The following is an 11,979-nucleotide window of genomic DNA, read 5'->3' as shown; positions in this document are numbered from 1 at the left end:
CATGAGGGATTCGGGCACCCGTGTCCCGCTGCCGTCCCACGGCATCCCACCGCGCTCACCGCACCCACCGCGCTCACCGCCGCAGCCCTTCCGCGATCCAGGCATGCACCCGGGCGGCCTGCTCGAACACCGCGAAGTGGCCGCCACGAAGGGGCCGCCAGGTGAACCCGCCGACGGTCTGGGCCTTCCACGCGGCCGCCTGGTCCAGGCTGGCCCGAGGGTCCTCGTCGGCCGCGAAGACCGTGATCGGACAGTCCAGAGGCGGCTCGTGGACATAGTGATAGGTCTCGTTCACCGCGAAGTCCGCGATCAGCAGGGGATGGAGCATGCGCAGCAGCCCCGCGTCGGACAGGACCTGTTCCGGAGTGCCGCCGAGCCGGCGCAGTACGTCGGCCAGTTCCGGTTCGGACAGGCCGCGCAGCCGGGTCTGGTCCATGGGTATCTGCGGTGCCCGGCGGCCGGCGACGAAGAGGTGGAGCGGGGGCGGCGCCTGCATTCTGCGCAGCTGGCGGCAGAGCTCGAAGGCCGACAGGGCCCCGGTGCTGTGGCCGAAGACGGCGTAGGGGGTGAGGGGTTCGCCGGCCAGCGACGCCGCGAGGTCGGCGACCAGCGGCCCGACCTGCACCTCGGGCGGCTCCCGGCGCCGGGTCTCCCGGCCGGGCGGCTGCACCGGGCACACCGCGATCCGGGAGGACATCCCCTCGCCCCAGGCGCGGTAGGCCGACGCACCGGCGCCGGCGTGCGGCAGGCACAGCAGCCGCACTTCGGCGTCGCGTCCCGTACCGAAGGGAAGCCAGGGGTTCTTGGTGACGGAAGGTCTCATCGTTCCCCCTGCCCGGTGGTGACGGCGGCGTGGCCGGGCCCGCTCGCCACCGCGGTGGTGGTGCCGTGGGCCGGTGCGCCGCCGGCGCCGTCGCTCCCCGCGGTGGTGTCGGCCGGCGCTTTGGCCCTGCCGGGCAGGCTGACGACCAGGAGTCCCACCACCAGCAGCGCCGTGGCGGCGATCATCGGGGCGGTGAAGGGCTCGTGCAGGACGACGAGCGCCAGCACCGCCGCCGCCAGCGGCTGGGCGAGGCCCACGGACGCCGCCGTACGCGCCGCCGTGTACTGGAGGCCCGCGACGAACGCCAGGTAGGGCAGCGCGGTGCCCACCACGGCCAGCCAGGCCACGATCCACATACTGCGGCTGTCACCCAGCGCCGAGAAGTCCGCGCCGAGCAGGATCGGGGCCAGCATGACTCCCCCGATGGTCAGTGAGGTGCGTACGACGAAGGTCCGCGGCACCCCGGTCTTGACCAGCGCACCCGTGGTGGCGGAGTACCCCGCGTAGCAGGCGCCGCACAGCACGGCGAGCGCCACACCGCCCATCCTGAGCGACTCCCCGCCGTCGAACGTCAGCAGGAAGACCCCGGCGACGGCCAGGGCGGTGCCCAGATACCAGCGGTGCGAGGGCCGTTCGCTGCGGGTCAGCCAGTCGATGACGGCCGCGCACAGCGGGGCACTCGTCAGGACGGTCAGTGTGCCGAGGGCCGCGCCGGTCATCCGTACGGAGAAGAAGAAGAAGATCTGGAACGCCGCCGTGCAGACTCCGGCCAGGCACAGGATGCCCTTCTGCCGCCGGTCCAGGCTGCGCCACCCGGGGCCGCCCCGCTGGGACGCCACCAGCAGCGTCAGGCACAGCACGGCGGCGCCCAGCGTCAGCCGCAGAGTGGCGATGGTCGCCGGGGACACGTCGGGCAGAAGCTGGCCGGCGATACCGGTCGTGCTCCACATCAGCGCGGCCGCGAGCACCAGCAGTGGGCCGGTGTTCCGTCCTAATGAAGGTGAGGACTGTTCGAGATGTGCGTTGTTGCTGTCCATGACGCCGATGCTGGCAGGAAGTTCAGACCTCGTACAGCGATCCCGCAACACACACGGTAGAATCCGCCTCATGCCGAATTTTGATGAGATCAATGAGCGCCTGGCCCTGGAGTTGCAGAAGAACGCGCGCCGCAGCAACCGCGAACTGGCGCGCACGCTGGGCATCGCCGACTCCACCTGCCTGGAGCGGGTCCGCAGCCTCCAGGACGACGGGATCATCACCGGCTACCACGCGGAGGTGAACCTCGACGCGCTCGACCGCGGGCTGCGCGCGATCCTCGCCGTACGCATCCACCCCAAGAGCCGCGACGCGGTGGAGTCCTTCCGGCAGTTCATCCTCGGCCTGCCCGAGGTGCTCGATGTGTACGTGGTGACCGGCAGCGACGACTTCCAGGTCGTCGTCGCCGTCAAGGACCCCCAGCGACTGGAGGACTTCGTCCTGGACCGCATCGCCCAGTACCCGGCGGTTGCCGACGTCCGCGCGTCACTGGTCTACGAGCACCTGCGGCGCCGGCCCGTCCAGCTCCTCAAAACCCCCTCGTCCCGCCGGTCGTCCCCGTACCCGGGCTGAGCCGGCTCCCGTGCCCCGGATGATGGCCCGATGACGGAATTCCACGACGCCCTGCGCTCCCTGCGCGTATGGGACACCGCCCTGCCCGCCTTCGACCCGCAGGCCGCGCCGGACGCACCGCTGCCGCTGTTCCACGACTGGTTCCTGGCGGCGGTGGCCGCCGGGCAGGCCGAGCCGCACACCATGTCGCTGGCCACGGTCGACGCGGCCGGCCGGCCCGACGTACGGACGGTGATGCTGCACGACGCGGACGAGCGCGGCTGGCACTTCGCCTCGCACGCCACCAGCGCGAAGGGGCGCCACCTGGCGGCCCGCCCGGACGCGGCACTCGGCTTCTACTGGGCGGCGCAGGGCCGTCAGGTACGCGTCCGGGGCCGCGTCCGGGCGGGCACGCCCGAGGAGGCGTACGCCGACCTGCACGCCCGCTCGACCGGTGCGCTGGCCGCCGCGCTGGTGGGCCGGCAGAGCGCCCCGCTGTCGTCGCTGGACGAGCTGGCCCGGGCGAGCGAGGCGGCCTGGGCGCGCGCCGAGGCGGAGCCGGACACGCAGCCGGAGACCTGGACGCTGTACGTCCTCGATCCGTACGAGGCCGAGTTCTTCCAGGGCGACGCACGCCGCCGCCACATCCGGCTGCGCTACCGGCGGGAGGGGGCCGGTTGGGTACGGGAGCTGCTCTGGCCGTGACCGGGCTCAGCCCGAGTCGGAGACCGCCGGCGGGAGCGTACTGGGGGTCGCAGGGCGATGACACAGGATCCTCCTCCCACGCCGTCGCCGCGACCGCCACGAATCCCTGTGCGAGCATGCCTCTCCCCCTTCACCGCCCTCTGTGAGGCATCGCACGACCCAACTACCGGGCGGTAGTGCGGAATTGCCCATGCCGCACGCACGGCTCCAGGACTCGCCGGTGGGCGGCGCGGCGGGCTCTGCCGGGGCTGGGTCGGGCCGTCTCACGCCGTGCGGCGCCGCCGGCGCCGGGCTGCGTCGTTGGGCGGGTGCCCTTGGGCGGGTGTCCTTGGGCGGGTGTCCTTGGGTGGCGGCGCACGCATGCGCACCCCGAGCACGGCACGGCGGCCGCCACCCGGCTCCGGCAGCTCACCTTGAAGGCCCTGAAGGAGCTGCCACCGAGCCGCGACCCGCACTCGCCGAGGGCGTCAAGCCCTCGGCGTCCCCTCGCCACGAATCGCTGCTCCCAGGGTGATCAGACGGACACGACCCGTCAATACCTATTCAGAGGAAAGCCCGTTATGCACTATTGGTGACGGCGCACGACGGCGCATACACACCTGACTCACGCACCACCCCCGCCACAACCGGTGCGCCCCGGTCGACTTCACACCAGATGCTCTTGCCGTTGCCCTCGCGCTGCCACCCCCACCGGTCGGCGAGCCCGTCGACCAGCTCAAGACCCCGCCCGTTGGTGTCGTCCCCGTCGGCGTGGCGGGGACGCGGCGGACGCGCGCTGGCGTCCGCGACCTCGACCCGCACCGTCGCCACGTCAGCCGCACCGGCGCCGAAGAGCATCCGCAGCACGGCCGGACAGCCGGTGTGCACCACGGCGTTGGTGACGAGTTCCGAAATGAGCAGCACCAGCGTCTCGGCCAGTGGCTCGTCCTCCCCTATCCCTGAACCGGCGAGCCGCGAGCGCGCCCATCTCCGGGCGCGCCCGACCTCTGCTGGATCGGGGCCGATCTCCAACTGAACCTGAAGCACCTGCACCGCTCACACCATCCGAACCGGCGGACACATCGCCTCGCGCCTCACAGCGACCACAGCCGTAACAGTCGTCACTGAACGTGATTTCCTTGTGGGACAGCATGGTTGACGTACAGTCACGGCAACAAGCGCTTCGGGCATATTCCAGCGCGAAGGAGTACGCGTGAGGCATACTGTGCGACGCACGCTGCGGGTAGTCGAACAGGGGGGCGCACAGCGCCGCCGAGGGGCACGAGCGGCAGGCATCCCCGGGCGCGGAGCCGCCGCATGGGCAACACCGGGACGCCCCAGCCTCTGAACCACTCGCATCCCACGGAGGGTACCGGAGCCCGGTGCCGACTCCGGCCCGTTACGGCCCCCGTAACGCAACAACCCGGTATCAACGCTGCGTGACCGTTCCTCCGGCGCCCCGACCCGGCTCCCGCGCGCCCCGGTGAACCACCCCCGGGGCGCCGGCCGCCCACCGGATGTGTCAAGACTCCATCATCCGTAAAGGCGAGAACATTTCGGCCAACGATCCGGCGCCGCGCGAGCGCCGTTCCAGCTGGTGGGGCTACGGGCTACGGTTCCTGGGTCACGAAGTAGCGGGCGAAGGCGGCGACCGCCTCCTCCTCGTCCACCAGCCCGCTGCGGTCCACGTCCAGCGACTCGGCCACCAGCGCGGCGGTGTGGGACTCGACGCCCAGCACCAGCAGGGCCCGTTCCACTTCCGCCGTCCCGGCCTTTCCGTCACCGTCCTGGTCGGCGACGGCGAGCAGGCCGCGCACGAAGGGGCGGGCGATCTCGGCGAACCGCTCGGGGTTGTCCCGCAGCCGCTTCACAGCGCCGCTCACGAACTCGTCCCGGGTCACCCGCTGGTCGCCGTCCACGTCCGCGATACCGGCCAGGCCCTGCCAGAAGGCCTCCGCCCCGCCCGACAGCGCCTGGCCCTTCTCGGAGCGGAACGGCGTGCCGAACTCGTCGAGCAGCCGGGTCGCCGCGGTCGTGAAGTCCTCGCGCGAGATGTAGCCGTTGCCGTCCTGGTCGAACGCCGCGAAGCGGGAGGCGACGCGGCGCTGGTACAACTCCTCTGCGTCCATGCCGGGAGGGTACGTCGCGAAGCGGACGCCGTCACGCGGACAGCCGCTCGTCCTCCTCGCCGGTGGCGGCGGCGACGTCCGCGTACACGGAGAACAGGCGGCGTACGCCGAGGGCGGCCAGGACCCGGTTGACGTGCGAGCCGTCGACGGCCCCCTGAGCGGGCAGTATCAGCCGCAGCCGGCCCCGGCAGGAGTGCAGCAGCCGGCGGGACGCGATCAGTACGCCGACGCCGCTGGAGTCGCAGAACTGCACCTGGGAGAGGTCGAGCACCACATCGCGGCGGCCTTCCGCGACCGCTTCGTGCACACACCTGCGGACAACGGGTGAGGAGACCAGGTCGAGTTCACCCCGGATGCTCAGCACCGTCCAGTCCCCCTGGGCGGCTTCGTCCACCGTCAGCGTCACACGCCTACCCTTCGCCGGTCCAACTGGGGAAGCAACCCGGGAAACAACCGGAAGCTGAGCTTCCTTTCCGCCGCTGCTGCCCCATCGTTCCCCCATGAAACACGATGCACGCACAGTGGCGCTTTCCTTACCATCCTGCGCCCATGAGGGGCGCACTTGCCACAAAGAGGGGTGCGGTACCGGTGGGGCCCATTACATTCGAGAGGAGTCGGGTCGGGAGGGCTCCTATGGCGAAGGACACACCACCGCGCTGGGACCGCAAGATGCAGCAGCGTCTGGCGCGCGGCGAAGCCGCCGCGCTCGGTGAGCTGTACGACCGGTTCGCCTCCCTCGTCCACAACACGGCGCACCGAGTCCTCGACGACGACTCCGCCGCCGACCAGGTCACGCGTGAGGTGTTCGGTTACGTCTGGGAGAACCCGGACGCGTACGACCCGAGGCGCGAGGGCTCCATGCGCTCCTGGATCGCCAAACTGACCCGCCGCCAGGCCGTGCACCGCCTGCGCCAGGCGGAGGCCAAGGCGTACGCGGCGCGCGGCGGCGGTTCCACGGAGGAACTGGAGCAGAAGGTGCGCCGCGCGGCGGTGTCGGCCCGCGCCGACTTCATCGTCCAGTCCATGCCCGCGCCGCTGCGCGCCGCGCTGGAGCTGGCCTACTTCCAGCGCCGGGACTACCGCCAGACCGCCGCGGACCTCGGCGTGACCGAGGACGAGGCGCGGCGCCGGCTGCGGCTCGGGCTCCAGCTGCTGTCCACCGCGAACACCCGGCCGCTGGACGGGCGGGCGCTGTGACGGGGCCGCTCGACGGAGGCGGGCACGACGACGGCCGGGAGGACGTGGGCGGCGTGCCGCGCATACCGTCACCGAGACGGGCCGCCGACGACTACGAGGCGCTGCCCGCGCCCGAGACACCGGCGGAGGCGTCGGCGGAGGGCCCGGCCGAGGCGTCGGCGGAGGGCCGGGCCGAGGGCCCACCGCCCGGTTGCCCGCCGCCCGAGGCCTCACCGCCCGCGTCAACACCCGCCCCACCGCCCTCGTCACCGCCCGCCCTGCCGCACAAGGTGCTGCAGTCGCTGCTCGGCGCCTGGGCGCTGTCCGCGTGCTCGCCCGAGGAGACGACCGCCGTCGAGGACCACCTCACCGAGTGCGCGCCCTGCGCCGAGGAGGCCCTGCGGCTGCGGGACGCGGTCGGGCTGCTGCACCACGAGCGGGACCTGGACCTCGACCCGCTGCTGCGCTCCCGGGTGCTGGAGAACTGCCTGGGTCGCCGCCCCGCCCGTATCCCCGTGCCCGAGTGGGCCGGTCCGTACGACGCGGAGACCGCCCGGCTCGACGCGCTGCTGCGCGACATCGGCGACGCGGAGTGGCACGCGCCGGTGCGGCTGAAGTGGTTCCAGGGCGAGCGGCCCGTCAGCCGCCGCACGACCGTCGCCGGGGTCATCGGCCATCTGCTGGCCGTGGACGGCCTGGTCGCCACGGCGATCGGCCTGGACGACCCGCTGTCGGCCAAGACGCCCGCCGAGCGCACCGAGGCGTACTGGAAGGGCGTGGACCATCCGCCCACCAGAGCGGTCCGCGGGCCCTGGCGCGACCAGACCCACGCCTTGATCCGCACGGTCTCCTTCGCGGGCCGCGGCGTGGCCGAACTGTCCGTGTCGTACGGCGATTTCGCCCTGCCGCTGCGCGACGCGCTGCTCGACCGGGCCTTCGAGTGCTGGGTCCACGCGGATGACATCGCCAACGCCGTCGCCTACCCGTACGAGCCGCCCAGCGGCGCCCATCTGCACGGCATGATCGACCTGGCGGCCCGGTTACTGCCCGCCGCGCTCGCCGACCGCCGCCGTGCGGGCCTCGCCGCGCCGGCCCGCGCTCTGGTGACGGCCGGCTCACCGGGCCGCTCGCTCCACCTGGAGGTGGAGGGCTCGGGGGGCGGCGACTGGTACATCGCCCTCGACTCGCCGGCCGCGGTCGGCTCCCCGGACCGCAAGGTCGCGCAGGTGGCGCTGGACTCGGTGGAGTTCTGCCAGCTGGTGGCGGGGCACATCGCGCCGGAGGAAGCGGCGGCGGGCCAGGACGGCGACCGGGAAGCGATCAGAGACGTCCTGTTCGCGGCGGCCTCGCTGAGCCGCCTGTAGGGTCCCCGGCCGGTGCGAGCCGCTACGCGAAGACGACCGTGCGGCGGCCGTTCAGCAGGATGCGGTGCTCCGCGTGCCACTTGACCGCGCGGGCCAGCGCCTGGCACTCCACGTCGCGGCCGATGGCCACCAGCTGCTCGGGCGTGACCTCGTGGCCCACCCGCTCCACCTCCTGCTCGATGATCGGGCCCTCGTCGAGGTCGGCCGTCACATAGTGGGCCGTCGCGCCGATCAGCTTCACGCCGCGCGCGTGCGCCTGGTGGTAGGGCTTGGCGCCCTTGAAGCTCGGCAGGAAGGAGTGGTGGATGTTGATGATCCGCCCGCTCAGCTGCTTGCACAGGTCGTCCGAGAGGACCTGCATATAGCGGGCGAGGACGACGAGCTCCACGTTCTCGGCCCGCACCAGATCCAGCAGCTCCGCCTCGGCCTGCGCCTTGGTGTCCTTCGTGACCGGAATGTGATGGAAGGGGATGTCGTACGAGGCGACGAGCTCGGCGAAGTCGGTGTGGTTGGAGACGACCGCCACGATGTCGACCGGCAGGGCGCCGATCCGCGTACGGAACAGCAGGTCGTTGAGGCAGTGGCCGAACTTCGACACCATCAGCACGACCCGCATGCGCTCGTCGGCGCGGTGGATCTGCCAGTCCATCGCGAAGGAGTCGCCCACCGCCGCGAAGCTGGCGCGCAGTTTCTCCACCGTCACCGGCGCCTCGGCCGAGAAGTGGACGCGCATGAAGAACAGACCCGTGTCGCGGTCTCCGAACTGCTGACTGTCCTCGATGTTGCAGCCGGTGATGAAGAGGTAACTCGAGACGGCGTGCACGATGCCCTGCTTGTCCGGGCAGGAGAGCGTGAGGACGTACTGGTCAGTCATTCTGGCAGGATGCCACATCCGCGCGGAGCGGCCGGACGCCAGTCCCTTACGCGGACCTCGTCATGATCCGCAGCAGGTCCAGCGACCGCGGCGGCGCGTCCGGGTCCTCACCGTCGTTGACGGCCAGCCGCACATGCGCGTCGCGGGCCGCCCGTACCGCCTCGGGCCAGCCGTGATGGCCCATGTACGCGGAGACGGGGGCGTCCGGGCCGACCTGGTGCATGATCCGCAGCACCCGCAGCACGGCGACGTCGACCAGCGCGGCCTCGCCGGAGTCCCGGAATATGGTGCCGACGTACTTCTCGGCGGACCAGTTGTCCAGCCAGGTGTCCTCGACCAGCCGGTACACGGCGTCGGTGACGTCCCCGTACCCCTCCAGGCCCGCCAGCCAGCACTCCTGGTGGAAGACGGGGTCGGAGAGCATGTGCAGCGCCGAGCGCACGTTGGCGCGCCAGCGCCACCACGGCATGTCGTTGAGCGGCATGCCGCCCATGGTGGAGGAGCGACGGCCGCGACGGGAAGAGTTCACGGAAGCTGACACGTTTCGATCGTACGTTCCCCCGCCGTACCCATGGCCCACCCCCCGCAATTCACCACGGCGTCACTCGGCGTTGAACCGGCCTCACTCCCGCGTTACCCATGAGCAGGAATTGTGCATGGCCATGACCGGTAACGGCAGGCGACGCTTCTCCCCCTCCCTCTCCCTCCGGACTGCGGCGGCACTCGGCTCGGCGTGCCTCCTGGCCGGGTGCGGGGTGATCCCTGGGGCCACGGGGGGCTCCAGGGGCCCCATCACCGTGATGACCTGGGCCCCGCAGGACACCCGAGCCACCAATATGCCCGGCATGCCCGCCATGGGGCAGGCGTACGCACGCTGGGTCAACTCCAAGGGCGGGCTCAACGGCCGGGAGCTGCGCGTCCTGACCTGCAACGAGGGCAACGAGCCCGCGGCCGCCGCCGCGTGCGCCCGGCGCGCGGTCCAGGAGGACGTGGTCGCCGTCGTCGGCTCGTACAGCCAGAACGGCCGCGCCGTGCTGCCTCCGCTGGAGGCGGCGGGCATCCCGTACATCGGCGGCTACGGGATCACGGACGAGGAGTTCCGCAGCGCCATCTCCTACCCCGTCAACGGCGGTCAGGCCGCGCTGCTGGCCGGCAACGGCATCCAGCTCGCCACCTCCTGCGACCGGGTCTCCCTCGTCCGGCCCGACTCCGTCGAGGGCGCCCGGCTGCCGCACATCCTCAACTCCGGCCTCGCGCAGGGCCACCACCGCACCGCCGCCGACATCCCGGCCGCCGAGGACGCCGGCGAGTACACCGACGAGGCCCGGCAGTCGCGCAGACGGACCGGTGAGGACGGCGGCTGCGTCACCGCCGCGCTCGGCGCGCACACCGCCAACTTCTTCGACTCCTTCCGCCGGCTTCCGCCCGACGGCCGGGACGTCAAGGTCGCCTCGGTCCTCGGCAGCGTCGACCAGCCGCTCGTGGACCGTACCGGCGGCGCGAACGGCCCCTTCGAAGGCGCCTACATCACCGGCTGGTACCCGGACGCGGGCGACGAGCGCTGGAACCCGATGAAGCGGGTCATCCGGGAGCACGCCTTCGGCGACGACCGCATCGACCCGGCCGACGCGGGCGTCCAGACGACCTGGATCGCGTACACGGTCCTGACGAAGGTCGTCGAATCGCTCGGCCGGGACAAGGTCACCGCGGGCACCGTCAGCCGCGCGCTCAGCCGCGGGGTGCGGGTGCACACCGGCGGCCTGACGCCGCCGCTGCGCTGGCGCTACGAGGACATGCTCGGTACGCCGGGATTCCCGCGGATCATCAACCACAAGGTCACGTTCCAGGTCGTACGCGACGGACGGCTGGTGGCGCAGAGGAACGGCTTCGTGGACATCGCCCCCACCCTCCGCGACGCGGCGACCCTGTAGAACGGCCCGGCCCGTTCAGAGCTGGGTCGGCTGGCGTGGGGTCAGGCCGTACGTACCGGCGATGCCGTTCCACAGGGCGGCGGCCTTCCGCTTGGCGGTCGTGGCCTCACCGCTGGCCGCGTTGGCCCGGACGGTCTCGCTCGTGTGGCGTGCCTTGCCGCCCTTGCAGCCCTTCTTGCCCTTCACCTGCGCGGCCCAGGCCGCGTAGTGGTCGTCGGCGGAGGCCGAGGCCTGCCACGCCCTGGTGAGCGCGGAGCTCAGCTCGGCGTTGTTCGGCAGCCTGTCGACGGCCAGGCCCTGGAGCCGGGTCACCAAGCCCCGTCGCTGCTCGGCGGCGCCGCGCAGGTCGGTGACGGCCTGGTCCAGGTTCTGGCACTTCTTGATGTTCTCGACGGACCGGATCACCGTGTCGCGGCTGCTGCTGCTGTCCGCGAGGAGCTTGTCGAGCTCCTCGGCCTGGGTCCTGGCCGGGTCGGCGGCCTCCTGGGAGGGGCCGGGGGTGGGCGATCCGGCGGCGACGACACCGGTGGTGTCGCTCGCCGTCCGCGGGGCCTCCTCGCCGCCGCTGAGCAGGGCGCCCGCGCCCAGCCCGAGGACGGCGCAGCCGACGACGACGCCGGCGATCAGCGCCAGCTTGGACGACCGCCGCCGCCGGGCCTCCTGGTACTGGTCCTGGCCCTGGTACGGCTGCGGGGGCTGAGCCGCGGCCTGCGGCGCCTGGTGCTGGTGCGGCTGCTGGTGCGGGGCGGTGGCCTCGTACCGGGGCATGTGCTGCGTCGCGCCCGCGGCCGCCTCGTCGCGGAACAGGCTGTCGAACTCGGCCGGAGGCTGCCGCTCGCCGGGCGTGCCGGGCCGTATCCCGTACGGGGCACCGGACGGCTGTGGAGGGACGGGCGGTATGTACTGCGTGGCGTCCGCGTCAGGGCCGGCGTGTGCCTGGTGGCCCTGGTGGGCCGTCTGCCGGGCGCCGAGGTACTGGGTCGACTCGGCCGGATTCTCGGCCGGCATGGGCGCCGGCATGGGCATGGGCATCGGCCCGGCGCCCTGCGCGACCGGCGGGATGTACTGCGTGGCGTCCGCGTCGGCCGCCGATCCGGGAGTGACCTCGGGCGGCAGTGGCTGCGCGACGGTCCCGTACGGCTGCTGCTGCGGGTACGCCTCCGGCTGCCTGCCGTACGCCCCGGGCTGCTGCGGCTGCTGCTGCTGACCGCCCGGCGGCCCCCAGGACCCGCCCCACGGCTGGCCCCCCGCCGGCCCGGCGGCCGCCGCGCCCCAGGTCTCGCCGCCCTCGGCGGGCAGCACGACACCTTCGTGCGCGGGCCGCGCCGCGGGAAGGTGCGGCTCCTGACCCTGTCCGCTCTGCGTCACCGGGACTCCTACACGTAAACCTGTAAACCTACGGAAGCGTCGG

13 protein-coding genes are annotated in these 11,979 nt (G+C 72.4%); 5 read left to right on the top strand and 8 right to left on the bottom strand.

Translation table 11 applies throughout. The annotated features are described in order from the left end of the window. Positions 1-73 precede the first annotated feature (73 nt). The gene (locus tag QWM81_RS13500) at positions 74-823 is read right to left on the bottom strand and encodes a thioesterase II family protein (RefSeq protein ID WP_290112091.1); all 750 of its coding nucleotides are present in this window, start codon (positions 821-823) and stop codon (positions 74-76) included. Continuing rightward, on the bottom strand, positions 820-1,860 hold the full coding sequence (locus tag QWM81_RS13495) for a DMT family transporter (protein ID WP_290112090.1): 1,041 nt from the start codon (positions 1,858-1,860) through the stop codon (positions 820-822). The genes QWM81_RS13500 and QWM81_RS13495 overlap by 4 nt, the downstream gene beginning before the upstream one ends. A gap of 70 nt (positions 1,861-1,930) precedes the next feature. Between QWM81_RS13495 and QWM81_RS13490 the strand changes: the two genes are divergently transcribed. Both QWM81_RS13490 and QWM81_RS13485 read left to right on the top strand, forming a co-directional pair. After that, positions 1,931-2,431: an Lrp/AsnC family transcriptional regulator gene (locus QWM81_RS13490; protein ID WP_290112089.1), complete on the top strand. Its 501-nt coding sequence runs from the start codon at positions 1,931-1,933 to the stop codon at positions 2,429-2,431. A 30-nt stretch (positions 2,432-2,461) separates the two neighbouring features. Further along, complete coding sequence (locus tag QWM81_RS13485; protein ID WP_290112088.1) at positions 2,462-3,115, top strand: pyridoxine/pyridoxamine 5'-phosphate oxidase; 654 nt, start codon at positions 2,462-2,464, stop codon at positions 3,113-3,115. Positions 3,116-3,673: 558 nt separating this feature from the next. On the opposite strand, the gene QWM81_RS13480 is transcribed toward QWM81_RS13485, so the two are convergent. The 3 genes from QWM81_RS13480 to QWM81_RS13470 form a co-directional block, all read right to left on the bottom strand. After that, a complete protein-coding gene (locus QWM81_RS13480) occupies positions 3,674-4,147 on the bottom strand; it encodes an ATP-binding protein (RefSeq protein WP_290112087.1) in 474 nt (157 codons plus the stop codon). A gap of 557 nt (positions 4,148-4,704) precedes the next feature. Then, on the bottom strand, positions 4,705-5,223 hold the full coding sequence (locus QWM81_RS13475; RefSeq protein WP_290112086.1) for an EF-hand domain-containing protein: 519 nt from the start codon (positions 5,221-5,223) through the stop codon (positions 4,705-4,707). A gap of 31 nt (positions 5,224-5,254) precedes the next feature. Beyond that, complete coding sequence (locus QWM81_RS13470; RefSeq protein WP_290112085.1) at positions 5,255-5,629, bottom strand: STAS domain-containing protein; 375 nt, start codon at positions 5,627-5,629, stop codon at positions 5,255-5,257. 227 nt (positions 5,630-5,856) lie between these two features. Between QWM81_RS13470 and QWM81_RS13465 the strand changes: the two genes are divergently transcribed. Further along, a complete protein-coding gene (locus tag QWM81_RS13465) occupies positions 5,857-6,420 on the top strand; it encodes a sigma-70 family RNA polymerase sigma factor (RefSeq protein WP_290112084.1) in 564 nt (187 codons plus the stop codon). Then, on the top strand, positions 6,417-7,763 hold the full coding sequence (locus QWM81_RS13460; protein ID WP_290112083.1) for a zf-HC2 domain-containing protein: 1,347 nt from the start codon (positions 6,417-6,419) through the stop codon (positions 7,761-7,763). Before QWM81_RS13465 ends, QWM81_RS13460 begins: the two co-directional genes overlap by 4 nt. Before the next feature lie 22 nt (positions 7,764-7,785). Here QWM81_RS13460 and purU read toward each other — a convergent pair whose 3' ends face one another. Both purU and QWM81_RS13450 read right to left on the bottom strand, forming a co-directional pair. Next, positions 7,786-8,637 carry a formyltetrahydrofolate deformylase gene (gene purU, locus QWM81_RS13455; RefSeq protein WP_290112082.1) on the bottom strand — a complete coding sequence of 284 codons (852 nt, stop codon included), beginning with the start codon at positions 8,635-8,637 and terminating at the stop codon, positions 7,786-7,788. A 46-nt stretch (positions 8,638-8,683) separates the two neighbouring features. After that, a complete protein-coding gene (locus QWM81_RS13450; RefSeq protein ID WP_290112114.1) occupies positions 8,684-9,130 on the bottom strand; it encodes an SCO4402 family protein in 447 nt (148 codons plus the stop codon). 169 nt (positions 9,131-9,299) lie between these two features. Between QWM81_RS13450 and QWM81_RS13445 the strand changes: the two genes are divergently transcribed. Next, positions 9,300-10,568 carry an ABC transporter substrate-binding protein gene (locus tag QWM81_RS13445; RefSeq protein WP_290112113.1) on the top strand — a complete coding sequence of 423 codons (1,269 nt, stop codon included), beginning with the start codon at positions 9,300-9,302 and terminating at the stop codon, positions 10,566-10,568. Positions 10,569-10,583: 15 nt separating this feature from the next. Here QWM81_RS13445 and QWM81_RS13440 read toward each other — a convergent pair whose 3' ends face one another. Continuing rightward, entirely contained in the window at positions 10,584-11,936 is a 1,353-nt protein-coding gene (locus QWM81_RS13440) for a hypothetical protein (RefSeq protein WP_290112081.1), read from the bottom strand. Between the last annotated feature and the right edge of the window lie 43 nt (positions 11,937-11,979).

Origin of the sequence: Streptomyces ficellus (assembly GCF_030406405.1) — a bacterium.
In the GTDB taxonomy this organism is placed as follows: domain Bacteria; phylum Actinomycetota; class Actinomycetes; order Streptomycetales; family Streptomycetaceae; genus Streptomyces; species Streptomyces ficellus_B.
The sequence above is the reverse complement of the archived record's forward strand: the minus strand, read 5'-3'. Positions and strand labels throughout refer to the sequence as shown.

Bases quoted from the DNA above. Each gene is read 5' to 3' on its own strand.
- QWM81_RS13500 (WP_290112091.1), bottom strand. From the start codon at position 823: ATGAGACCTTCCGTCACCAAGAACCCCTGGCTTCCCTTCGGTACGGGA.
- QWM81_RS13465 (WP_290112084.1), top strand. From the start codon at position 5,857: ATGGCGAAGGACACACCACCGCGCTGGGACCGCAAGATGCAGCAGCGT.
- purU (WP_290112082.1), bottom strand. From the start codon at position 8,637: ATGACTGACCAGTACGTCCTCACGCTCTCCTGCCCGGACAAGCAGGGC.
- QWM81_RS13485 (WP_290112088.1), top strand. From the start codon at position 2,462: ATGACGGAATTCCACGACGCCCTGCGCTCCCTGCGCGTATGGGACACC.
- QWM81_RS13490 (WP_290112089.1), top strand. From the start codon at position 1,931: ATGCCGAATTTTGATGAGATCAATGAGCGCCTGGCCCTGGAGTTGCAG.
- QWM81_RS13450 (WP_290112114.1), bottom strand. From the start codon at position 9,130: ATGGGCGGCATGCCGCTCAACGACATGCCGTGGTGGCGCTGGCGCGCC.
- QWM81_RS13445 (WP_290112113.1), top strand. From the start codon at position 9,300: ATGACCGGTAACGGCAGGCGACGCTTCTCCCCCTCCCTCTCCCTCCGG.
- QWM81_RS13495 (WP_290112090.1), bottom strand. From the start codon at position 1,860: ATGGACAGCAACAACGCACATCTCGAACAGTCCTCACCTTCATTAGGA.
- QWM81_RS13475 (WP_290112086.1), bottom strand. From the start codon at position 5,223: ATGGACGCAGAGGAGTTGTACCAGCGCCGCGTCGCCTCCCGCTTCGCG.